This is a genomic window from Micromonospora sp. NPDC004336 (assembly GCF_053602615.1).
In genome coordinates, this window is sequence record NZ_JBSGDY010000010.1 from 51,883 (window position 1) to 73,661 (window position 21,779).

The window sequence follows — 21,779 nt, forward strand, 5'->3', positions numbered from 1 at the left end:
GAGGAGAACCGCCGGATAGAGTGACCACCGTGACGACGCTGCCCGACCGCCGCCTCCTGCTGGTCCACGCGCACCCCGACGACGAGTCCATCGGCACCGGCTCGACGATGGCGCACTACGCCGCCGCCGGCGCCCACGTCACCCTGGTGACCTGCACGCTGGGCGAGGAGGGCGAGATCCACGTGCCGGCGCTGGCCCAGCTCGCCGCCGCCGAGGCGGACCAGCTCGGCGGGTGGCGGATCGCCGAGCTGAACGCGGCCTGCGCGGCGCTCGGCGTCACCGACCACCGCTTCCTCGGCGGCGCCGGCCGCTACCGCGACTCCGGCATGATGGGGCTCGCCACCAACGAGCACCCCCGGGCCTTCTGGCAGGCCGACCTCGACGAGGCCGCCGGGCACCTGGTGGAGATCATGCGGGAGGTACGCCCGCAGGTCATGATCACGTACGACGACAACGGCTTCTACGGCCACCCGGACCACATCCAGGCGCACCGGGTGGCGATGCGCGCGCACGAGCTGGCCGCCGCCGAGGGCTTCGCCCCGGCCAAGGTCTACTGGACGGCGATGCCGCTCAGCGTGCTGGAGGCGGGCATGACCCACTTCGCCGAGTCGTCGGACAACCCCTTCGCCGGCATCGGCGAGGTCTCCGAGCTGCCCTTCGGCACCCCGGACGCGCAGATCGCGGCGCGGATCGACGCCACGGACCAGCACGCCGCCAAGGAGGCGGCGATGCGGGCGCACGCCACCCAGATCCCCGACACCTCCTGGCTCTACTCGATCGCCGGCAACTTCGGCAGCGAGTTCATGGGCGTGGAGTACTACACCCTCGCCGTGGGGGAGAAGGGCCCGGGAAGCGGGCCGTACGGCTGGGAGGACGACCTCTTCGCCGGGCTCGACGTCGCGGACGGCCCGGACCGGTCCCCGGTCGGGGCGACCGGCCTCCGGTGACGTCGCCCGCCGCGCCGATGTCGGTCGTCCCCGAGGAGATCGCCCCGCCGCCCCCCGGACGGTCCCGGCCGCTGCTCGACCTCGCCCTGCGGGTGGCCGGCGGGCTCGTCGCCGTCGTCGGCGGCGTGCTGACCGCGATCCTGGAGCTGCTGCTCGCCACGCTCCGCGTCGGCGGGCACCTGATCGGCGTCTCGGTGCTGCTCGCCGTCGCGGCGAACGTGGCGCTGAGCTGGTTCGCGCACGAGACCGTCGGCCGCCGGTGGGCGGTGGCGCTGCCGGCGACGCCCTGGTTCGTCCTGATGGCGGTCGCGGCGGTCCGCACCGCCGAGGGAGACCTGCTCGTCACCGGCGACAACTGGGTCGGCCTGACGATGATCGTGGCCGGCGCGATGACCTTCGCGGTGATGGGCTTCCGGCAGATCCTGGCCCCGCCACCGGTCCGTCCGGGGGACTGACGACACCCAGCTTCCGGTGGTAGACATTCCTGCCAGGAAGCCCGCCGTGGGGGCGGGCTGGTACGGCGGGAGGCGTGCGATGAGGGAGCGGTGGCGCGCGATCGGGGTGCTCGCGGTCGCGCTGTTCGCGGTCAACTTGGTCGCCCGGCTGATCACCCGGTTCGGCTTCGACGGCGACGACACCACCGCCGCCGCCGACCGGGTGTCGCTCGGGATGTTCGTGGTGATCGGGCTGGCACTGGCCGCGGTCGCCTTCGTCTGGGGCAGGCGACGGCCGGTCGCCACCTGGGGGGCGGACCTGGCTGCGGCGGTCGGGATCGCGCTGCTGCTGACGGTGCTGGTGGGGCCGCTGCTGGTGGGCCAGAACCCGTTCGGCGGGGGCGCCGGCACCTTCTTCGCGCAGATCTGGTTCTACCTCGCGGCGGCCGGCGTGGGCGTGCTGCTCGGCTACCTGCTGCTCACGGCGCTCGGCCTGGACTACCGCTCGCAGTCCCTCAAGCGCTACGCCGAGCTGCGAGCCACCAAGCCCCGCCGAGTAGTCCGCCGCTAACGGCCCCCCCCGGGCCCGGCCCGGGCCCAACCCTGGCCCCGGCCCAACCCCGGCCCGGGCCCGGAACCCCAACCCCCGCGCGCCTGCGCCGCCTCGGGCCCACCCCGCCGCGTTGATCATGGCGTTACCGTGACTGAAAGCGCTTTCCGGCAAAGGTAACGCCATGATCAACGGGACGGCGGGCGGGGTGGGGCGGGGGCGGGGGCGGGGGCGGGGGCGGGGGCGGGGTGGGCGGGGTGGGGCACCGGGACAGGGGTGGGGGTCAGTGGGGGGTGGTGCGGGTCAGGTAGGTGTGGTGGGTGGTGAAGCCCAGGGTGCGGTAGAGGGACACGGCCGGGGTGTTGCGCTGCTCGACCTGGAGGAAGGCACGCGAGGCGCCGGTCGCGGCGCCCCAGTCGGCCAGGGCCCGGATGATCCGGCCGGCCAGGCCCTGCCGCCTCGCCTCGGGCAGCACCTCGATCAGGCTGAGCCCCAGCCAGCGCCCCTGCCCGGTCACCGTGCCGCGGCCGATCGCCACCAGCGTGCCGTCGGCGTACGCGTGGGCGAAGCGGACCTGGTCCACGGCGGTGAGCACGTGCCGGGCGGCGTCCGGCAGGCCACCCTTGCGGCCGGCGGCGACGGAGAGCCAGTCGTCCGACGGCGCGGCGGCCAGCTCCACGGGCGGCGACCCGGCGGGCGCGGGCGTGGCCGGCGGCAGCACCGCCAGCGCCGCCAGCGGCACGGTCTGCACCAGCACGGGCCGGCGCGCGCCCCAGCCCCGCGCGTCGAGTTCGGCGCCGACCGGGGCGGCGAGCGGCAGCGGGGTGTTGACCATCGCCGGCAGGCCGAGGTCGGCGTACCAGCGTTCCACGGCGTCGAGCGCGGCGGGCAGCGGCCGGTCCGGGTCGCCCACCGGGAGCGCCGAGTTGGCCCGGCCCGTCCACCCGTCGGCGGCGCGCAGCAGCCAGCCGCCCAGCCGCCCCCGGACGGCGGCGGGCCAGGCCTCGTCGGCGGCCAGTTCCAGCTCGACCACGGCCGCGGCGGTGGGCCGGCGGGTCGGCGGTACCCGCTTGGCCCGGTGCACCTCCGCCACCGGGACCCGCAGCCGGCCCTGCGCCGTGGCGAGAGTGAGATGGGTCTCGCTCAGCTCGACCAGCTCGCCGAGGGCATCCGAGAAGAGGGGCCGGCCTTCGCGAATCCCCACAATCCGGCGAACCACGATCCGGTGTCCCACATCCTGCTGTCGGAGCACGATCGACCCCCTCCCCGGCGAGATACTAGGCTCTTACCGTCGCGGGTGATCGCGGCGTGTCTTGCGGAGGAGAAGACCGGTGACCTACATCATCGCCGAGCCGTGCGTGGATGTGCTCGACAAGGCATGCATCGAGGAGTGCCCGGTCGACTGCATTTACGAGGGCAACCGGATGCTCTACATCCACCCCGACGAGTGCGTCGACTGTGGTGCCTGTGAGCCTGTCTGCCCGGTCGAGGCGATCTTCTACGAGGACGACGTCCCGGAGCAGTGGAAGGACTACACCGGCGCCAACTACGAGTTCTTCGAGGACCTGGGCTCCCCGGGTGGCGCCTCGAAGATCGGCAAGGTGGAGAAGGACGCGTCCTTCGTCGCCGCGCAGCCGCCGCGCGGCGAGGGCCACTGAACCGCCCCGCGCCGGTCTCGGCACGGCTGCCGGAATTCACCTGGGACTCCCTGGACGCCGCGGCCGCGCTGGCCGCGGCGCACCCGGAGGGGATGATCAACCTCTCCATGGGTACGCCGGTGGACCCGGTGCCCGAGGTGATCCGGCGGGCGCTGGCGGAGGCGTCGGACGCCCCGGGCTACCCGCTGACCGCCGGCACCCCGGCACTGCGCGAGGCGATTGCCGCCTGGGTCGCGCGGGCCTGCGGCGCGGGCGTCGACGGCCTCGGCGTGCTGCCCACGATCGGCTCGAAGGAGCTCGTCGCCTGGCTGCCCACGCTGCTCGGCGTGGGCCCGGGTGATGTCGTCGTGGTGCCCTCGGTCGCCTACCCGACCTACTCCGACGGGGCGGCGCTCGCCGGCGCCACGGTCGTGCGCGCCGACTCGCTCACCGCGGTCGGCCCGACCCCCCGGGTGCGCCTGGTCTGGATCAACTCGCCGGGCAACCCCACCGGGCGGGTGCTGCCGGCGGCCCACCTGCGCAAGGTGGTGGACTGGGCCCGGGAGCGCGGCGCGGTGGTCGCCAGCGACGAGTGCTACCTGCCCCTGGGCTGGTCCGCCGAGCCGGTCTCGGTGCTCTCGCCCGAGGTCTGCGGCGGGTCGTACGACAGCGTGCTGGCGGTGCACTCGCTCTCCAAGCGCTCCAACCTGGCCGGCTACCGGGCCGGGTTCGTGGCCGGCGACCCGGCGCTCGTGGCGGAGCTGCTCAAGGTCCGCAAGCACGCCGGCATGATCGTGCCCGCGCCGGTGCAGGCCGCGATGGTGGCCGCGCTGCGCGACGAGCGGCACGCCGACGAGCAGCGCGAGCGCTACCGGGCCCGGCGGGAGATCCTGCACGCCGCGTTCACCGGCGCGGGTTTCACCGTCGAGCACTCCGAGGCGGGTCTCTATCTCTGGCTGACCCGGGGCGAGGACTGCTGGGAGACGGTCGACTGGCTGGCCCGCCGGGGCATCCTGGCCGCCGCCGGAGCCTTCTACGGCCCGGGCGGCCGGCAGCACGTCCGGGTGGCGCTGACCGAGTCCGACGAGCACGTGGCGGCCGTCGCCGGGCGGCTGCGCGCCTGAGGCCCGTCCCGGCGGGCCGGCCGCCGCTCGGCTGCGCGCGGGCCGGGCCCGTCGACGAGGCGGGGTCGCCGGGCCGGTCGACGAGGCGGGGTCGCCGGGGCCGTCGACGAGGCGCGGCCGTCGACGAGGCGCGGCCGTCGACGAGGCGGGGCCCTCGACGAGGCGGGGTCGCCGGGGCCGTCGATCGGGCGGTAGTCTCCGCGCGGGCCGCGTACGTGATCTTGTCTGGTTCGTCGGTCGTGCACGCGCCCGTCGGATCCAGCGGGGGGGCGGTGCGTGGCGGTGGACGTCGGGGTGCGCGGTGCCGGCAACGGTCGACCGGTGAGCGGGGCCGGCACGCCCCGACCGGCAGCGGAGGTGGGCTGAGTGCGCTACCTGCACCCGCTGCTGCGGGACCGGAACATCGACGGCGTACGGCAGGCGTCGCTGGCCACCACGGCCGTGATCTTCAGCGTGCTGAACGTCGCCGTGCTCCAGCGGGCCGAGCTGCGCGACAGCGGTGCCAAGGTGCTGGCCGTGCTGGTGTCCGCGCTCAGCCTGGCCCTCATCGGTGGCGTGGTCCAGCGGCTGTTCCTGCTGATCTGGGCACACCCGGTGCTCGGCCAGTGGGTCTACGAGTCGTCGTCGGGCACCTGGGGGGTGGCCGACATCGGCCTGCGCGGCGGCGAGCTGACCTACTCCGTCCAGCTCTACCGGACCGAGGACGACGCCCTGGCGGCGGTCCGGCGCGAGCCCGGCTTCGTCGCGCGCTGCTTCGCCACCGTCTCGTCCGTCGGCGTGACGTACGACCGGGGCCAGCTCGAGCTGATCTACAAGATCGGCGACGCGCACGAGGACTACGCCCCGCGTAGCGGCATGCTGACCCTCGCGCCGCTGGGCGAGCGCGAGATGAAGGGGTACTGGAAAAGCGATATCCTCGGCGCCGAAGCGAGTCGGGGCGTCCTCGACATGTACCGACCGAAGGGCCAGGTGCCTGATGCGTGATCTGCCCGGCCGGCGGTTGCGCGCCGCCGTGGTGGGCACCGGCCTCATCGGTGGGTCGATCCTCGTCCGGTTGCACGAGGCGGGCCTGGACGCCGTCGGCTGGGATCCCGACCCGGCCACCCGGGCCGAGGGGCGCCGGCGAGGCCTCGCCTTCCCGGACGAGCTGGCCGCCGCGGTGCGCGATCGCGACCTGGTGTTCCTCTGCGGGCCGCTGCCGACCCTGCCCGAGGCCCTGACCACCGTCGCCGCCCAGGCGGCCGACGGCTGCGTCATTACCGATGTCGGCAGCACCAAGGGCGGGCTGGCGGCCTTCGCCGTCGCGCGCGGGCTGACGGACCGGTTCGTTCCCGGGCATCCGATGGCCGGCACGGAGCGGTTCGGGTTGACCGCCGCCGTGCCGGGGCTGTTCGAGGGGGCGGCGTGGGTGCTCTGCCCGGCGCCGGAGGGCATCGCCGCGTTCCGGCTGCTGGCCGGCCTCGTCGCCGACGTCTTCGCGGCCCGCGTGGTGCCGATGTCCCCCTCCGTCCACGATTCCGTGGTGGCCCTGTCGTCCCACGTCCCCCACCTGCTGGCCGGCAGCCTCGCCGGTGCGGTGGCCGGCTCGGACGTCCGGGACGCCGTGCTGGGGCTCGCGGCGGGCAGCTTCCGGGACGGCACCCGGGTCGCCGGCACCCCCGCGAGGCGGACCGCCGACATGCTGTTCAACAACCGCGAGCAGGTGGTACGCCAGCTCGACCGGGTTCGCGCGTTCCTGGACGAGTTGTCCGCGGCGCTGGCCCGCGACGACCTGGACACGCTCGTCGACCGCTACGGCCAGGCCCGCGAGCTGCGAGCCGCCCTGTTCGACCGGGAGCTGCACGCGTCGGGGCGGGAGTTCCCCACCGGCGGGGATCCCGCCGACGAGCTGGCGTACCTGCTGGCGCTGGGCCGCGCCGGTGGGCACCTGACCGGCTGCCGGGTGGGTCCGGGCACCGTCGCCTACACCGGTCACCTTCCGGCGGTCGGCGACCCGGCCTGACCGGGGCCCGCGTCGTCCGCCGTCCGTCCCGGCCGAGGGCCCGGCGCGTACCGGCCGACTTCGGCCGGTCGTCGTCCGCTCCGTTTCCCGCGCGCGGGTGGGCCGGTGCGCGGTTAGGGTGAGGTCATGGTGGACGGGCCGGTGGTGGCGGTGCGTGGCGAGGCGTACCGGGAGGTCGCTCCGGAGATCGCGCAGTTCACGGTGACCGCGACGGCCCGCGACCGGGAGCGGGAGGCCACCCTGACCCGGCTGGCCGAGCGGGCCGCCGCCGTGCGCGTGCTGCTCGACGGCTACGGCGCCGCGATCGACCGGCGGGAGACCGGCGAGCTGCGGGTCCGGCCGGAGACCCGGCGTTCCGGGGAGCGGGTGATCGCGTACCACGGCAGCGTGGCCACCACCGTGACGGTCAGCGACTTCACCGCGCTCGGCGACCTGATGCTGCGCCTGGCCGACCAGGACCAGGTCGAGGTGGCGGGGCCGTGGTGGTCGCTGCGGCCGGACAGCCCGGCCCACCGCGAGGCCCGGCACGCCGCGATCGCCGACGCGCTGCTGCGCGCCCGCGAGTACGCGGAGGCGCTCGGCGCCCGGGTGACCGCCCTGATCGAGCTGGCCGACGCGGGCGCGGCGGAACGGCCGATGATGAGCCGGATGGCCTACGGGACGGGCGGCGTCGCCGAGAGCGGGCCGCCGGAGCTGGAGCTCGACCCGCAGCCGCAGACCGTGCAGGCGGCGGTGCACGCGCGGTTCACGATCAGCGAGCCGGTCCTCGGCTGATGGAGACCGCCCGGGTCGTCGGGATCGACGAGTTGGTGGCGCGGGCGCGGGCCCTCGCCGACGCGGGCCCGCGGCAACTTCTCGGCATCGCCGGGGCGCCCGGGGCGGGCAAGTCCACGCTGGCGGAGCGGATCGTCGAGGCGGTCGGCCCGGCCGCCCGGCTGGTGCCGATGGACGGCTTCCACCTCGCCCAGGCCGAGCTGCACCGGTTGGGCCGGGCGGAGCGCAAGGGCGCCATCGACACGTTCGACGCCAACGGCTACGTCTCGATGCTGCGGCGCCTGCGCCGGCTGGAGCCGACCGCCGTCTACGCGCCGGCGTTCCGCCGGGACCTGGAGGAGCCGGTGGCCGGCTCCATCGAGGTGCCGCCGTCGGTGCGGCTGGTCGTCACCGAGGGCAACTACCTGCTGGTGCACCGGATGCCCTGGGACGAGGTGCGGCAGCTGCTGCACGAGGCGTGGTTCCTGGACCTGGACGCCGAGCTGAGGCTGCGCCGGCTCACCGCCCGGCACCAGGCGTACGGGCGGACGGCGGAGCAGGCCCGGGCGTGGGCGACGGGCAGCGACGAGACCAACGCCGCCCTGGTGGCCGGCACCGCGCACCACGCCGACCTGGTCGTCCGGCTGGACGAGCCGCCGCCCGTCGCGCCGGCCGCCGGCTGACCCGCCGGGGGCAGACCCGGCCCGGCAGCGGCGCGCCCGGGCGGGTCGGGCGGGCGGGGGCGGGGCGTCGGGTCAGCCGGATCCCTGCCGGGGCGTCGGCACGCCGCGGCGCAGCAGCCAGGCCACGCGCGAGCGTTCCCGGTGGAACTCGGGCGCCTCCGGATAGCCGCTGTGGTTGCGGATGGGCGGATCGGCCACCTCCCCGTCGCTGGGGTGCAACGCCTCCGGGTCGCGTACGGGCAGGTCGCGTTCGCCGGCCGTGACCTGCCAGCCGAGCGGATCGGTGTCGCGCCAGAAGTTGGTCCAGCGGGTCCGGCCGCCGGGCGGCGTCAGCGCCTCGGCCAGCACCGGCAGCCGGTCCGGCCCGAAGTACGCCGGGAAGACCCGCCCGTAGAGCCGGGTGAGCTGGCAGCCGTAGGAGAAGAACCAGATCCGTCGGCGCGACCGGGCGGGAAGCTGGAGGAGCACGGCCGCGCAGATCACCGTGCCCTGGCTGTGCCCGGAGAGGATGATCCCGTCCACGGCCCGCGGGTCGTGCTCGTCCAGCGCCAGCAGCCCGGCCGCGCGGGTCTGCAACTCGGGTACGGCGCGCTCCGCGTAGCTGGGCGGGGCCAGCGGGTGCGCGGCCCGGGGCCAGAAGGTGCCGACGTCCCAGAGCACGCCGACCGAACGGCGGACGAGGTCGTTGCGGTAGACGAGCAGGCCAATCGTGGCGACCAGCATCGGCAGCCAGCCGAGCAGCCGGTTGCCCAGCTCGGCGGCCCACGCGACCACGGCGGCGCCGCCGGTCGGCACCGCCGGGTGCGGCGGGTCGCCGGAGAGCACGGCCGCGCAGCCGACGGCGACCAGCACACCGGCCGCGACGGCGTAGCCGCCGACCAGCCGCACCGCGTGTTCGCCGACCAGCCGGTGCAGCGCCCGCCAGGCGCTCACCTGGTGGCAGCGTCGCAGGTCGTGGCCGGAGAGCCGGTGACCGGGGGGCACCAGGTTCGCGTACTCGCGGCGGCGCAGGCGGACGAAGAGCAGCCCGGCCCGGGCGGCCGTGGCGGCGAGCGCGAGCAGGGCGGCGACGAAGGCGAGCCCGGCCCAGCTCAGCGGGACCGGCGGCGTGACGGGGGAGACCCCGCCGGCCGGCTCGTCGCCGCCGAGCCGGCCGGCGACCCAGTGCAGCATGCCGGCGCTGTAGGAGACGCAGAGCAGCCAACCGGAACCGGCGAGTAGCGCCGGCGCGCGGCCGCCCCAGGCCAGGTCGGTGTGGGGCTCCAGCGGCTGGCGCTCGGCCGGTGTGGGTACGCGGCGCAGCACCAGGCCGGTCGCGGCGAGCGCGACGGCTCCGAGGGCGAGCATCCAGACCTTCAGCGGTGCGGGCGGGAGCCCGGGCAGCTGGCCGGCGGTCCAGGCGAGACCGAGGGCGAGCAGCAGGGCGGCCCCCGCCGGCGCGGCCAACCCCCGCCGCCCCGACCGGGCGACCGAGCCGATCGCGATCAGCAGGAGCAGCTGCCCGGTGCCCAGCCCGGCGACGACCTGGTCGAAGCCGGGCAGCGACCGGTCGGCCGCGCACGTCGGCGCGCCGGCCCGGCCGCAGCCGGGCACCGGGCGCAGGTCGGCCAGGGGGGTCCCGGCGGGCCCGTCGGGCAGCAGCAGGATCAGCAGGGTCCCCGCCAGCCCGGCGGCGGTGAGCCCGGCGACCGCGACGCTCCACGGCCCGAGCGGGGTGTGCCCCGCGCGCCGGGTCAGCCAGGGCCGCGCGAGCGCGACCACCGCGATCAGCACGACGGCGGCGAGCGCGGCCACGGTGGGCCAGGCGACGACGGCCCGGGCGCCGCGGGGCGGGTCCAGGGCGAGCACCGCACCGAGCGGTACGGCGGCGGCGACCACCGTCCCGGTGCACAGGTGCAGCACGGCCGCGCGGCGCAGCTGCCCCTCGCCGCTCCAGAACCTGGCGTCCTGCAACGGGTTGCTCGGCGGGCCGGGCGCCGGCTCGGGCACGGGCGACTCCGGTGCCGGCTGGCCGGGCTCCCCGGCCGGGTCCTCGTCGGGGCGCGGGCAGACGGTGACGGGGGCGGGCCCGGCGGGCATCTGCGCCTCGTACTGGTAGGTCCGCCAGCTCACCAGCCCGAGCAGGGCCAGCACGCCGAGGGGCGCGAGCAGGCCCACGGCGAGGGGCCGGGCGGCCTCGCTCCACCAGCCCTGCCCGAGGAACTCCCAGGGACCGGGGATCCGGCCCAGGCAGTCCTCGTCGACGCACTGCCAGCCGACGAGGTCGACCCCGACACCGGTGAAGGTGAGCGCGAGGGTGCCGGTGAGGCTGAGGCAGAACAGCCGGATCAACCAGGCGGTGGCGCCCGACCGGCAGGTCGGGCGCTCGTCGTCCGGGTCCGCCGGGATGCCCGGCCGGGCGTGCAGCGCGACGTTGGCCAGGGTGAAGGGCAGCAGCAGCGTCCACAGCGCCCGTTCCACGTCGCGCGCGGTCCGCGCGCCGGAGGTCAACTGCCCCCAGCTGTACGCCTCGACGACGATCGGGTCGTCCGGCCCGGTGCCGGGGGAGCGGTAGAAGCCGGTGACGGGGCCGCCCGCGACGAGCCACGGCAGGGGCGGGTCGGCTCCGGGCGGGGGCCGCAGCCCCAGGATCTGGCCCGGGGGCGTGTTGGAGACCCCGTGCACCCGCAGTTCGAGCACTCGACCGATCATCGCGCCTCCCCGGGTGACGACGTCACCACCCACAGTGCCGTGGGCGGGGCGCGGCACGCCAGGCGCGGATGGGTGTTTGTGCAGGTGGCGGGCCTGATCGTGGTCAGTCGAGCTGTCGTACGACCCGGGCGGGGTTACCGAGCGCGACGACGTTGGCCGGCAGGTCCCTCGTCACGACGGCCCCCGCGCCGACGACGGTGTTCTCCCCGACGGTGACGCCGGCGAGCACGATCGCCCCGCCGCCGAGCCAGACGTTGTCGCCGATGGTGATCGGCTTGGCCGACTCCCACTTGTCGCGCCGCGGTCCGGGCTCGACGGGGTGGGTGGGGGTGAGCAGTTGGACGTTCGGTCCGATCTGGACGTCGGCGCCGATGGTGATCGGGGCGACGTCGAGGAAGACGGCGTTGAAGTTGACGAAGCTGCGCGGCCCGATCCGGATCTGCCAGCCGTAGTCGCAGTGGAAGGGCGGCCGGACCCAGGTCTCGTCGCCCACCTCGCCGAGCAGGTCGCGCAGGGCGGCGAGCCGGCCCTCGGGATCGGCCGCGGCGCTGGTGTTGAAGCGCTCCGTGAGCCGGGCGGCGCGGTCCAGGTCGGCGAGGATCTCGGGCCCGTCGGCGATGTACGGCTCGCCGGCGAGCATGCGTTCCTTCATGGAGGTCACCCGGTCGATCCTGCCCGAGGGCCGCTGCGTCTGTTGGCTGGTCCGTCACATCCAGGACTTCATTATGCATACCCGGTATGTAAATATGATGACCGTCAATGCACGTCTCTCTCACAGGTAGTAACGCCCGACGAGGAGGATCCGTTGCAGCGAAGCAGAAAGATGGCCGGTCTCGGCCTGGTGCTCGGCCTGGTGCTCGGCACCCCCGGAATGGCCGTGGCCCAGGCGCCCGCCGATCCCGCCGCCCGTCCCGACCCGACCGCCGGCCGGGGCGTCGCCGCCCCGGCGGGGGCGGCGGGCGAGCGCCCGAGCACCGTCACCCTGCTCACGGGGGACCGGGTCACGGTCACCGGCGCCGGGGCCAGCGTGCGTCCCGGGCCCGGGCGCGAGAAGATCCGCTTCCTGGCCCGGCGCGAGCAGGGCCGACTCAGCGTGGTGCCCCACGACGCGGTCCCGCTGATCCGGGCGGGGCGGGTCGACCAGCGGCTGTTCGACGTCACGGGGCTGATCGCGGCCGGCTACGACGACGCGCGGCGCGACGACCTGCCGGTGCTGGTCACCGGGCGGGCCGGGGCGGCGCGACGCGCGGCGGCGCCGGCCGGGGTCACGGTCACCCGCGAGCTGCCGACCGTGGGTGGGGTCGCCGGGACGGCGGCCAAGGCCCGGGTCGGCGAGGTCTGGGCGGCGGTCACCGCCGCCGGGGCCGCGGTCGGCGCGGCGGGGGGTGTCGACCGGATCTGGCTCGACGGCCGGCGGCGGCTCACCCTGGACCGCAGCGTGCCGCAGATCGGCGCGCCGGCGGCCCACCGGGCCGGTCTGACCGGCCGGGGCGTGCGGGTGGCGGTGCTGGACACCGGGTTGGACGCCACGCACCCGGATCTGGCCGGCCGGGTGGCGCAGGCGCGCAACTTCACCGAGGAGACCGCCGGCGGCGACGTGGTCGGGCACGGCACCCACGTCGCCTCGATCATCGCCGGCAGCGGCGCCGCCTCCGGCGGCCGGCACCGGGGCGTGGCCCCGGACGCGACGCTGCTCGACGGAAAGGTCTGCGAGACCTACGGCTGCCAGGAGTCGGCGATCCTGGCCGGGATGCGGTGGGCCGCGGAGGAGCAGCGGGCCGACGTGGTCAACCTCAGCCTCGGCGGCTTCGACACCCCCGAGGTCGACCCGCTGGAGGAGGCCGTCAACACGCTCACCGCGCAGACCGGCGCGCTCTTCGTGATCAGCGCCGGCAACGACGGCGAGTTCGCCCCGGTCAGCTCGCCCAGCACCGCCGACGCCGCCCTCTCGGTGGGCGCCGTCGACCGGGACGACAGCCTCGCCGACTTCTCCAGCCGCGGCCCCCGCACCGGCGACGACGCCCTCAAGCCCGACATCACCGCCCCCGGCGTCGGCATCGTCGCGGCACGCAGCCGGGACGCGGTGATCGGCGAGCCGGCCGGGGACGGCTACGTGGCCCTCTCCGGCACGTCGATGGCCGCGCCGCACGTCGCGGGCGCGGCGGCGCTGCTGGCCCAGCGGCACACCGACTGGACCGCCGGGCGGCTCAAGGCCACGCTCACGGCCTCGGCGCGGCCGCACCCCGCGCTGACCGCGTACGAGCAGGGCGCCGGGCGGGTCGACGTGGCCCGCGCCATCGACCAGGCGGTGACCAGCGACCCGGCCAGCGTCTCCTTCGGCCGGGCGCTCTGGCCGCACGGCGACGACACGCCGATCACCCGCACCGTGACCTGGCGCAACGACGGCCCGGCCCCGATCACCCTCGACCTCGCCGTCGAGGCGACCGGCCCGGCCGGCGAGCCGGCGCCGGCCGGCGTGTTCACCCTCGGCGCCAGCCGGCTCACCGTGCCGGCCGGCGGCACCGCCAGCACCACCGTCACGGCCGACACCCGCGTCGACGGCCCCGACGGGCACTACACCGGCCGGGTCGTCGCCCGCTCCGGCGCCGCCGTGGCGGTCACCCCGCTGGCCGTGCACCGGGAGGTGGAGAGCTACACGCTGACCGCCCGGCACGTCGACCGCTCCGGCGGGGCCGCGAGCGCGCACAGCACCACGCTGGTCTCGCTGGACGGCTTCGCCACGTACGACCTGTACGACCCCGACGGCACCGTCACGCTGCGGGTGCCCAAGGGGCGCTACGGCCTGTCCAGCGTGGTGTACGAGTTCGACGGCGAGGAGTTCGTCGCGGCCAGCCAGATCAGCCAGCCGGAACTGCTGGTGGCCGGAGACACGACGATCACCGTCGACGCCCGCCGGGCCGGCCCGGTGCGGATGAGCGTGCCGCAGCGCTCGGCCACCCCGGCGCTGGTCACCGTCGGGGCCGACTTCGTCATCGACCAGGGCGGCTACGGCTTCACCCTGCTCTCGGACAACTTCGACGGTCTCTACGCGGGCGGCATGGGGCAGCCGGCGCCGGGCGACCGGTTCGTCGCCTCGGTGAGCAGCCAGTGGGCCGACCTCGCCGCGGCGAGCAGCCCCTACCTCTACGCGCTCAGCGAGACGCTGCCCGGCCGGATGCCGGCCGGCTTCGTCCGGCACTACCGGGCCAAGGACCTGGCCACCGTCACCCACCGGTTCAACGGCGGGGCTCCCGGCCTGCTCACCGAGCGCGTGGTCTACCCGCACCGGGACCCGGACCTCGGCGGCTGGGCGGTCGTCCTGCCCACCGCGACCCCCGGGCAGCGGGTCGAGCACCACAACACCCGTGGCGTGCGCTGGTCCTCCGAGCTGCTCTTCGGGGTGCCGTCGGCGGACGGCTGGACCGACGTCAAGGCGGTGCTGTTCGGCGAGGAGCGGAGCCTGCGGGCCGGGCGGCACTACCGGGAGAGCTGGAACAGCGCGCCGTACGGGCCGTCGTTCCCGGCGGCCGGCATCACCCGGCAGGGCGACCGCATCGGGGTGAACCTGCCGCTGCACAGCGACGCCCAGGGGCACCCCGGCGGCTCGCTCGCCGACACCGCCCGCACCGCCCTCTACCGCAACGGGGTGCTGGTCGGGGAGAACGCGGAGCCGGCGTACGGCGAGTTCGAGGTGCCACCGGGCGCGGCCGACTACCGGGTGGAGGTGCTGTCGAAGCGGAGCTTCACCGACCTGGCCACCGAGGTGGCGGCCACGTGGACGTTCCGGTCCCGGCACGTCGCCGGGGACGACCCGGTGGCGCTGCCGGCGTCGGCGATCCGGTTCACGCCCCGGCTCGACCGGGAGAACGCCGCCCCGGCGGGCCGGAGCTTCGCGATCCCCGTCCAGGTGCGACGGCAGCCGGGCGCGCCCACGGCCCGGGTCGCGGCGCTGACCGTCGACGTCTCCTACGACGGCGGGAAGACCTGGCAGCGGGCCCGGGTCCGCCCCGGCGGGGACGGCTGGACGGCAACCGTGCGGCACCCCGCCGGCCCCGGACACGTCTCGCTGCGGGCCACCGCCCGGGACACCGCCGGCAACACGGTCACCCAGCGCGTCATCCAGGCGTACCGCCTGCGGTGAGGCGTACCCCCGCCGGGTCCGCGACGATCGCGGGCCCGGCGGGCGGGTGCCATCAGTCGTTGGCGTGCAGCGCGGCGTTCAGCTCGATGCCCCGGCCGGCGCGCTGCCTCGCCTCCAGCGCGCCGGTGACCGAGTTGCGCCAGAACAGCAGGTTGTCCACGCCGGAGAGTTCGCGGGCCTTGACCACCCGGCCGTCCGGCAAAGTGATCTTGGAGGCGGCGGTGATGTAGCAGCCGGCCTCGACCACGCAGTCGTCGCCGAGCGAGATGCCCACGCCGGCGTTGGCCCCGACCAGGCTGCGCTCGCCGATGCGCACCCGCTCGGTGCCGCCGCCGGAGAGGGTGCCCATGATCGAGGCGCCGCCGCCGATGTCGGAGCCGTCGCCGACCACCACGCCCTGCACGATCCGGCCCTCGACCATCGAGGTGCCGAGGGTGCCGGCGTTGAAGTTGACGAAGCCCTCGTGCATGACGGTGGTGCCGGCGGCCAGGTGCGCGCCGAGCCGCACCCGGTCGGCGTCGGCGATCCGCACGCCCGAGGGCACCACGTAGTCGGTCATCCGGGGGAACTTGTCCACCCCGTGGACGGCCAGGTGGCGGCCGGCGGCCCGCTCGATGACCCGCAGCTCGTCCACCCGCTCCGGCGGGCACGGCCCGGCGGAGGTCCAGGCCACGTTCGCCAGCTTGCCGAAGATGCCGTCGAGGTTGAGCTCGTTGGGCCGCACCAGGCGGTGAGAGAGCAGGTGCAGCCGCAGGTACGCGTCCGCGGCGTCCTTGATCGGGTCGTCCAGCGAGCCGATCACGGTGACCACCTGGACGGTACGCAGCCCGGGCAGCGCCCGGTCGCCGACCGCTCCCGGCGGCAGGTCCAGCACGTCCGCCTCGTCCTCGCCGGCGACCAGCGGCAGCTCGCCGAGCCCCAGCTTGCCGGTCGGATACCAGGTGTCGAGCACCTGGTCGTCAGCGGTCACGGTGGCCAGGCCGATGCCCCAGGCGGATTCGGACGTCACTGATTCACCTCTCGTTCGTGGCTGCGGGTCGCGGACCCGCCCCGCGCCCCGCGCGGCCGTCTCCCACGACGGCCACCCGGGAACGCTCGCTCCTCGCGCTCACCCGACCTGACGGTACCGTGCGAACCATGGAGAACCCGCTGACCCCCGAGGTCCTGGCCGATCCGGTGGCGCTGACCCGGGCGCTGGTCGACATCGAGTCCGTGTCCCTCAACGAGAAGGCCATCGCCGACTGCGTGGAGGAGGTGCTGCGGGGTGTGTCACACCTGACCACCTACCGGCACGGCAACACCGTGATGGCACGGACCGACCTGGGCCGGGGCCAGCGGGTGGTGCTCGCCGGGCACCTGGACACGGTGCCGCTGAACAACAACTTCCCGTCGAGCATGCGCGGCGACCTGATGTACGGGTGCGGCACCTCGGACATGAAGTCCGGGGTGGCGTACGCGCTGCACCTGGCGGTGACCCTGCCGGACCCGCGCTACGACGTGACGTACTTCTTCTACGAGGCCGAGGAGATCGAGTCCAGGTACAACGGCCTCTTCCTGGTCGCCGAGGCGCACCCGGAGTGGCTGGAGGCGGACTTCGCGCTGCTGCTGGAGCCGACGCACGGCATCGTCGAGGCCGGCTGCCAGGGCACCATGCGCTCGGTCGTCACCACCACCGGCGTACGCGCCCACTCGGCCCGCTCCTGGCACGGCGTGAACGCCATCCACGCGGCGGGCGAGGTGCTCGACCGGCTGACCCGGTACGAGGCCCGGCGCGTCACGATCGACGGCTGCGACTACCGGGAGGGGATGAACGCGGTCCGCATCCAGGGCGGCGTGGCCGGCAACGTGGTCCCGGACCACTGCGAGGTCGAGGTCAACTACCGGTTCGCGCCGGACCGCACCCCGGCGGAGGCCGAGGCGCACCTGCGCGAGGTCTTCGCCGGGTTCGAGGTGCGGATCACCGACTCGGCGGCCGGCGCCCTGCCCGGGCTGGAGGCCGCCCCCGCCCGGGAGTTCCTCGCGGCGGTCGGCGCCGCGCCGATCGGCAAGCTCGGCTGGACCGACGTGGCCCGGTTCGCGGCGATGGGCATCCCGGCGCTGAACTTCGGTCCCGGCGACCCGAACCTCGCCCACCACCCGGACGAGCACGTCGAGATCAGCAAGATCCGGGACGGCGCCGCCACGCTGCACCGCTGGCTCGCCTCCGCCTGACCGGCGGTACCCCGGCCGGGTGCCGGCGCTCCGGCGCTCTGGCGGTGCGTGTCCCGGTGGGGTGCCGGCGCTCCGGCGGGCGTGTTCCGGTGGGGCGCCGGCGACCTGACGGGCGTGCCTCGGCCGGGTGCTGGCGTTCTGGCGGGCGTGCCTCGGCCGGGTGCCGGCGTCCCGGCGGGGGCCGCGCTCCGGTCGGTTGTCGGGGTTCCTTACGCACGTGACCGGGAGGCCCGCGTCAGCCGAGCGGTGCTCGGTGTCGCGGGCCTCCCGGCCGAGGTCGGGTCGCCGGCGTCGTCGGACGGCGGCGGACGTCTCGGCGGCGTCGTCAGACGGCGGCGGACGTGTCGGCGGTGGACCGGGCGTCGGTCGGGCCGCCCTGGTCGGCGGCGGACGGCTCCATCAGGCGGGCGCGGCGGCGCTCGGCCACCACGTCGCGGATCCGGCGCTGCATCTGCCGCCGGATCCGGATCATCTCGCTGTTGCTGATCACGCTGGCTCCTCCCCCGAAGGCGCGTGCCGGGGCATACCCGGTATGTGAATAGTAAGACGTACGAGCGACAGAATTCGTTGCCCAAGATCCGGAACTATTTTTCGAGCTGGTCGCCCCGCGCACCCGGCGGGTGCCGCTCCACTACGGTTGCTCCCATGGGTCAGAGCAACGGGCGGGAGGCCGGCCGCGAGCCGGGACGGGAACGGCACCGGGGAGCCGTGACGCTGCGGCGGCAGGCGATCACCGACAGCACCGCCGACCAGCGCCTGCTCGACTCGCGGGGGCGCGGCGACTGGAAGACCAAGGACGCCTGGCGGGCCCTGCGCATCCTCTCCGAGTTCGTCGAGGGCTTCGACACCCTCGCCGACCTGCCGCCCGCGGTGAGCGTCTTCGGCTCCGCGCGCAGCCGGCCCGAGAGCCCGGAGTGCCGGATGGCCGAGGCGCTGGGCGCGGCCCTGGCCCGGGCCGGCTACGCGGTGATCACCGGCGGCGGGCCGGGCGTGATGGAGGCGGCCAACCGGGGCGCCAGCGAGGCCGGCGGGGTCTCCGTGGGGCTCGGCATCGAGCTGCCCTTCGAGCAGGGCCTCAACGACTGGGTCGACCTGGCCATCGACTTCCGCTACTTCTTCGCCCGCAAGACGATGTTCGTCAAGTACGCGCAGGCGTTCGTCGTGCTGCCCGGCGGGTTCGGCACCATGGACGAGCTCTTCGAGGCGCTCACCCTGGTGCAGACGGGCAAGGTCACCCGGTTCCCCGTGGTGCTGATGGGCGTCGACTACTGGCGGGGCCTGCTCGACTGGCTCCGCGACACCATGGCGGCCGACGGCAAGATCGGGCCGGTCGACCTGGAGCTGATCTGCGTGACCGACGACGTCGACTCGGCGGTCCGGCACATCGTCGAGGCCGAGGCGACCCTCTCCGCCGAGCAGGAGGCCGTCCGCGAGGAGGCGGTCGCCGTCACCGCCGCCGACCAGCGGGCCGCCGCCGAGGCGAGCGACGAGAGCCGGGAGCGCTGAGCGTGGCAGCGATCTGTGTCTTCTGCGCCTCGTCGCGTACCCTCGACCAGCGCTGGCTGGACCTCGCGGCCGAGACGGGCGCGGAGATCGCCCGGCGCGGGCACACGCTGGTCAGCGGCGGCGGGTGCGTCGGCATGATGGGCGCGCTGGCGGACGGCGCGCGGGCGGCCGGCGGCCGGACGATCGGGGTGATCCCGCAGTCGCTGGTCGACCTGGAGGTCGCCGACCTGGCGTCGGACGAGCTGCTCGTCACCGACTCGATGGGCAGCCGCAAGACCATCATGATCGACAAGTCGGACGCGTTCCTCACCCTGCCCGGCGGCCTCGGCACGCTGGACGAGCTGTTCGAGGTCTGGACGACCGCGACGCTCGCCCTGCACGCGAAGCCGATGGTGCTGGTCGACACCGACGGCTTCTACCGCCCGATGCTCGACTGGCTGGGCGCCCTGGCCGACCAGACCTTCCTCAAGCCCGCCGGCCTGGACCTGCTCGCGGTGACCGACACGATCCCCGCCGCCCTGGACGCCCTGGAGCGCCGGCTGACCTGACCTCCCACCCACCCCGTCGGCGCGCCGGCCACGAGGTCGGCAGCGCCCCGCCCCCGTCGTCGACGAGCGGGGTGGCGGGGCGGGGGTGTCGTACGGGCGTGGTGGGATGGGTGGATGCAGGCGTACCGGCTGGTGCGCCGGCCTGCCGAGGCGGCCCGGGGGGACCGCGGGTCCGGCGGGCCGGCCCGGGGGGACGGTCGGTCCGACGGGCCGACCGAGGGCGAGCGGCGGTCCGGTGGGCCGGCCGGCGGCGACGCGCACCCTCAGCCGGCGCGGCTGGCCGATCCGCGCCAGGCGGAGGTCGTCGCACACACCGACGGGCCGATGCTGGTGCTCGGCGGCCCCGGCACGGGCAAGACCAGCACGCTGGTCGAGGCGGTCGCCGCGCGCGTGGCCGAGGGCGTCGACCCGGAGCGGATCCTGGTGCTCACCTTCAGCCGCCGGGGCGCCACCGCGCTGCGCCAGCGGATCGAGGCGCGGGCGGCCGGCGGCGGGCACCGGGTGCTGCGCGAGCCCCTGGTCCGCACCTTCCCGGCCTACGCCTTCGGGCTGCTGCGCCGCGCGGCGGCCGAGCGGGGCGAGCCGTCCCCGCGCCTGCTCACCGGCCCGGAGCAGGACCTGATCATCCGCGAGCTGCTCGACGTGGTCGGCGAGGAGCCGGGCGACGACCCGGTCGGCTGGCCGGAGGACCTGCGCCCCGCGTTGCGCACCCGGGCCTTCGCCGCGCAACTGCGCGACCTGCTGATGCGCGCCGCCGAGCGCGGCGTCGGGCCCGTCGAGCTGGCCCGGCTGGGCGAGAAGCTCGGCCGCGCCGACTGGCCGGCAGCCGCGCGCTTCCTCCGGGAGTACGTGGCCGTGCTCGCCCTGCGCGACGTGAGCAACCGTGGCTCCGTCGCGTACGACCCGGCCGAGCTGGTCCGGGCCGCCACCGGGATGCTGCTCGACGATCCGGAGCTGCTCGCGGCCGAGCGCCGCCGGCTGGCCCACGTCTACGTCGACGAGCTGGCCGACACCGACCCCGCCCAGCAGGAGCTGCTCGCGACGGTGGCCGGCGGCGGCAAGTCCCTGGTGGCGTTCGCCGACCCGGATTCGTCCACGTACGCCTTCCGCGGCGCGGATCCCGCGGTGGTGACCACGTTCGCCCACCGCTTCCGCACCGCCTCCGGCGCGCCGGCGGCGCAGGTGGTGCTGACCACCTCCTACCGGGCCGGCTCCCGGCTGCTCGCCGCGTCCGGCCGGCTGGCGCGGCGGCTGCGGGGCCCGGCCGCGCACCGCAGGCAGCATCCGCTGCCCGACGCGCCGCCCGGCTCGGTGGAGGTGCGTACCTTCCGCTCGGCCACGAGCGAGGCGGCCTGGCTGGCCCACGCGCTGCGCGAGGCGCACCTGCTCGGCGGCGTGCCGTGGTCGGAGATGGCCGTGCTGGTGCGCTCCACCGGGCGGCAACTGCCCTCGCTGCAGCGCGCGCTGCACGCCGCCGGGGTGCCCACCGTGGTGCACGGCGAGGACCTGCCGCTGCACCTGCAACCGGCGGTCGCGCCGCTGCTGCTCCTGCTGCGCTGCGCGCTGGAGCCCGAGCGGCTCGACGAGGAGGCCGCCGTCGCGCTGCTGCACTCGCCGCTCGGCGGTGCCGACCCGCTGGCCGAGCGGCGGCTGCGGCAGGGGCTCCGGGCCCTGGCGCTGGCCGCCGGCGACCGCCGGCCCTCCGGCGAGCTGATCGTCGAGGCGCTGCGGGACCCGGCCGAGCTGGCCGGGATCGAGCGACGCTGGGCCGAGCCGGCGCAGACGGTGGCCGGGCTGCTGGCGGTCGCGCGGGAGACCGCCGCGCGACCCGGCGCGACCGCTGAGGACGTGCTCTGGGCGGTCTGGCGGGCCAGCGGCCTGGCCGAGTTGTGGTCCGCGGCGATCGGCCGGGGCCAGACCGTGACCGGCGAGGGGGACGTGGCCCGACGTCGCCGCGCCGAGGCCGCCGACCGGGACCTCGACGCCGTGATGGTGCTCTTCGACGCGGCGGCCCGGTTCACCGACCGGCTGCCCGGCGCGCGCACCGAGGTCTTCCTCGACCACGTCCTCGCCCAGGACCTGCCGGCCGACACCCTCGCCCCGACCGCCGACCGGGGCGAGGCGGTGCGCCTGCTCACCGCGCACGCCGCGAAGGGGCTGGAGTGGGACCTGGTGGCGGTGGCCGGGGTGCAGGAGGGTGTCTGGCCCGACCTGCGGCTGCGCGGCAGCCTCCTCGGCTCCGAGCGGCTGGTCGACGTGCTCGCCGGCCGGGCCGCCGGCGCCGGCAGGGTGGCCACGATGGTCGGGCAGACCTCGGCGCTGCTCGACGAGGAGCGGCGGCTGTTCCACGTGGCGGTCACCCGGGCCCGGCGGCGGCTGCTGGTCAGCGCGGTCGCCTCCGCCGCCGTGGGCGGCGACGACCACGAGGAGCAGCCCAGCCGCTTCCTCTACGAGCTGGGCCCGACCGACCCGCCCCCGCCGGACGACGGCGCGCCCCCGCCCGCGTCCGGCCCGGACGGCGTACCCCCGTCCCCGGCCGGTCCGGACGGCGC

Annotated in this window: 19 protein-coding genes; 14 read left to right on the forward strand and 5 right to left on the reverse strand. The window is 75.9% G+C overall.

Annotated elements, in window-relative coordinates; all coding sequences use genetic code 11:
* The first annotated feature begins 20 nt into the window (after positions 1 to 20).
* From mshB to ACWENR_RS04390, 3 genes are all read left to right on the forward strand, one after another.
* Positions 21 to 947: an N-acetyl-1-D-myo-inositol-2-amino-2-deoxy-alpha-D-glucopyranoside deacetylase gene (mshB, locus tag ACWENR_RS04380; RefSeq protein WP_452275638.1), complete on the forward strand. Its 927-nt coding sequence runs from the start codon at positions 21 to 23 to the stop codon at positions 945 to 947.
* Between the two features lie 17 nt (positions 948 to 964).
* Positions 965 to 1,402: a hypothetical protein gene (locus tag ACWENR_RS04385; protein ID WP_452275654.1), complete on the forward strand. Its 438-nt coding sequence runs from the start codon at positions 965 to 967 to the stop codon at positions 1,400 to 1,402.
* Positions 1,403 to 1,481: 79 nt separating this feature from the next.
* Positions 1,482 to 1,952 (forward strand): hypothetical protein, encoded by a 471-nt coding sequence (locus tag ACWENR_RS04390; protein WP_452275639.1) that lies wholly within the window; start codon positions 1,482 to 1,484, stop codon positions 1,950 to 1,952.
* Positions 1,953 to 2,214: 262 nt separating this feature from the next.
* On the opposite strand, the gene ACWENR_RS04395 is transcribed toward ACWENR_RS04390, so the two are convergent.
* The gene (locus ACWENR_RS04395; RefSeq protein ID WP_452275640.1) at positions 2,215 to 3,183 is read right to left on the reverse strand and encodes a GNAT family N-acetyltransferase; all 969 of its coding nucleotides are present in this window, start codon (positions 3,181 to 3,183) and stop codon (positions 2,215 to 2,217) included.
* A 79-nt stretch (positions 3,184 to 3,262) separates the two neighbouring features.
* On the opposite strand from ACWENR_RS04395, the gene fdxA reads away from it, so the two are divergent.
* The 6 genes from fdxA to ACWENR_RS04425 all read left to right on the forward strand — a co-directional run bounded on the left by fdxA (position 3,263) and on the right by ACWENR_RS04425 (position 8,130).
* Positions 3,263 to 3,589 (forward strand): ferredoxin, encoded by a 327-nt coding sequence (fdxA, locus tag ACWENR_RS04400; RefSeq protein ID WP_089005361.1) that lies wholly within the window; start codon positions 3,263 to 3,265, stop codon positions 3,587 to 3,589.
* Positions 3,586 to 4,692 carry a succinyldiaminopimelate transaminase gene (gene dapC / locus ACWENR_RS04405; RefSeq protein ID WP_452275655.1) on the forward strand — a complete coding sequence of 369 codons (1,107 nt, stop codon included), beginning with the start codon at positions 3,586 to 3,588 and terminating at the stop codon, positions 4,690 to 4,692. Before fdxA ends, dapC begins: the two co-directional genes overlap by 4 nt.
* 366 nt (positions 4,693 to 5,058) lie before the next feature.
* Positions 5,059 to 5,676, forward strand: coding sequence for a hypothetical protein (locus ACWENR_RS04410; protein WP_452275641.1), 618 nt, complete (start codon positions 5,059 to 5,061; stop codon positions 5,674 to 5,676).
* Positions 5,669 to 6,694, forward strand: a complete 1,026-nt coding sequence (locus ACWENR_RS04415) for a prephenate dehydrogenase (protein WP_452275642.1) — start codon at positions 5,669 to 5,671, stop codon at positions 6,692 to 6,694. The genes ACWENR_RS04410 and ACWENR_RS04415 overlap by 8 nt, the downstream gene beginning before the upstream one ends.
* 126 nt (positions 6,695 to 6,820) lie before the next feature.
* Positions 6,821 to 7,468 (forward strand): SIMPL domain-containing protein, encoded by a 648-nt coding sequence (locus ACWENR_RS04420; protein ID WP_452275643.1) that lies wholly within the window; start codon positions 6,821 to 6,823, stop codon positions 7,466 to 7,468.
* Complete coding sequence (locus ACWENR_RS04425; RefSeq protein WP_452275644.1) at positions 7,468 to 8,130, forward strand: nucleoside/nucleotide kinase family protein; 663 nt, start codon at positions 7,468 to 7,470, stop codon at positions 8,128 to 8,130. The genes ACWENR_RS04420 and ACWENR_RS04425 overlap by 1 nt, the downstream gene beginning before the upstream one ends.
* Before the next feature lie 72 nt (positions 8,131 to 8,202).
* Here ACWENR_RS04425 and ACWENR_RS04430 read toward each other — a convergent pair whose 3' ends face one another.
* A complete protein-coding gene (locus ACWENR_RS04430) occupies positions 8,203 to 10,821 on the reverse strand; it encodes a hypothetical protein (RefSeq protein WP_452275645.1) in 2,619 nt (872 codons plus the stop codon).
* Between the two features lie 103 nt (positions 10,822 to 10,924).
* A complete protein-coding gene (locus ACWENR_RS04435; RefSeq protein WP_452275646.1) occupies positions 10,925 to 11,482 on the reverse strand; it encodes a sugar O-acetyltransferase in 558 nt (185 codons plus the stop codon).
* 162 nt (positions 11,483 to 11,644) lie between these two features.
* Here ACWENR_RS04435 and ACWENR_RS04440 point away from each other — a divergent pair, with 162 nt between their 5' ends.
* Positions 11,645 to 14,962, forward strand: a complete 3,318-nt coding sequence (locus ACWENR_RS04440; RefSeq protein WP_452275656.1) for a S8 family serine peptidase — start codon at positions 11,645 to 11,647, stop codon at positions 14,960 to 14,962.
* A 52-nt stretch (positions 14,963 to 15,014) separates the two neighbouring features.
* Here the strand turns inward: ACWENR_RS04440 and dapD are convergent, their stop codons facing one another.
* The gene (dapD, locus tag ACWENR_RS04445; protein ID WP_452275647.1) at positions 15,015 to 15,971 is read right to left on the reverse strand and encodes a 2,3,4,5-tetrahydropyridine-2,6-dicarboxylate N-succinyltransferase; all 957 of its coding nucleotides are present in this window, start codon (positions 15,969 to 15,971) and stop codon (positions 15,015 to 15,017) included.
* A gap of 128 nt (positions 15,972 to 16,099) precedes the next feature.
* Here dapD and dapE point away from each other — a divergent pair, with 128 nt between their 5' ends.
* Positions 16,100 to 17,173 (forward strand): succinyl-diaminopimelate desuccinylase, encoded by a 1,074-nt coding sequence (gene dapE, locus ACWENR_RS04450; protein WP_452275648.1) that lies wholly within the window; start codon positions 16,100 to 16,102, stop codon positions 17,171 to 17,173.
* Positions 17,174 to 17,498: 325 nt separating this feature from the next.
* On the opposite strand, the gene ACWENR_RS04455 is transcribed toward dapE, so the two are convergent.
* Positions 17,499 to 17,663, reverse strand: a complete 165-nt coding sequence (locus tag ACWENR_RS04455) for a hypothetical protein (RefSeq protein ID WP_452275649.1) — start codon at positions 17,661 to 17,663, stop codon at positions 17,499 to 17,501.
* A 155-nt stretch (positions 17,664 to 17,818) separates the two neighbouring features.
* On the opposite strand from ACWENR_RS04455, the gene ACWENR_RS04460 reads away from it, so the two are divergent.
* The 3 genes from ACWENR_RS04460 to ACWENR_RS04470 form a co-directional block, all read left to right on the forward strand.
* Positions 17,819 to 18,679 carry an LOG family protein gene (locus tag ACWENR_RS04460; RefSeq protein ID WP_452275650.1) on the forward strand — a complete coding sequence of 287 codons (861 nt, stop codon included), beginning with the start codon at positions 17,819 to 17,821 and terminating at the stop codon, positions 18,677 to 18,679.
* A 2-nt stretch (positions 18,680 to 18,681) separates the two neighbouring features.
* Positions 18,682 to 19,227 (forward strand): LOG family protein, encoded by a 546-nt coding sequence (locus ACWENR_RS04465; protein WP_452275651.1) that lies wholly within the window; start codon positions 18,682 to 18,684, stop codon positions 19,225 to 19,227.
* A 114-nt stretch (positions 19,228 to 19,341) separates the two neighbouring features.
* Positions 19,342 to 21,779, forward strand: a 2,438-nt coding sequence (locus ACWENR_RS04470; RefSeq protein WP_452275652.1) for an ATP-dependent helicase, incomplete at its 3' end; no start/stop codon positions are given.

Bases quoted from the DNA above. Each gene is read 5' to 3' on its own strand.
- ACWENR_RS04415 (WP_452275642.1), top strand. From the start codon at position 5,669: ATGCGTGATCTGCCCGGCCGGCGGTTGCGCGCCGCCGTGGTGGGCACC.
- ACWENR_RS04425 (WP_452275644.1), top strand. From the start codon at position 7,468: ATGGAGACCGCCCGGGTCGTCGGGATCGACGAGTTGGTGGCGCGGGCG.
- ACWENR_RS04420 (WP_452275643.1), top strand. From the start codon at position 6,821: ATGGTGGACGGGCCGGTGGTGGCGGTGCGTGGCGAGGCGTACCGGGAG.
- ACWENR_RS04460 (WP_452275650.1), top strand. From the start codon at position 17,819: ATGGGTCAGAGCAACGGGCGGGAGGCCGGCCGCGAGCCGGGACGGGAA.
- ACWENR_RS04440 (WP_452275656.1), top strand. From the start codon at position 11,645: ATGGCCGGTCTCGGCCTGGTGCTCGGCCTGGTGCTCGGCACCCCCGGA.
- ACWENR_RS04385 (WP_452275654.1), top strand. From the start codon at position 965: ATGTCGGTCGTCCCCGAGGAGATCGCCCCGCCGCCCCCCGGACGGTCC.
- dapE (WP_452275648.1), top strand. From the start codon at position 16,100: ATGGAGAACCCGCTGACCCCCGAGGTCCTGGCCGATCCGGTGGCGCTG.
- ACWENR_RS04390 (WP_452275639.1), top strand. From the start codon at position 1,482: ATGAGGGAGCGGTGGCGCGCGATCGGGGTGCTCGCGGTCGCGCTGTTC.
- ACWENR_RS04430 (WP_452275645.1), bottom strand. From the start codon at position 10,821: ATGATCGGTCGAGTGCTCGAACTGCGGGTGCACGGGGTCTCCAACACG.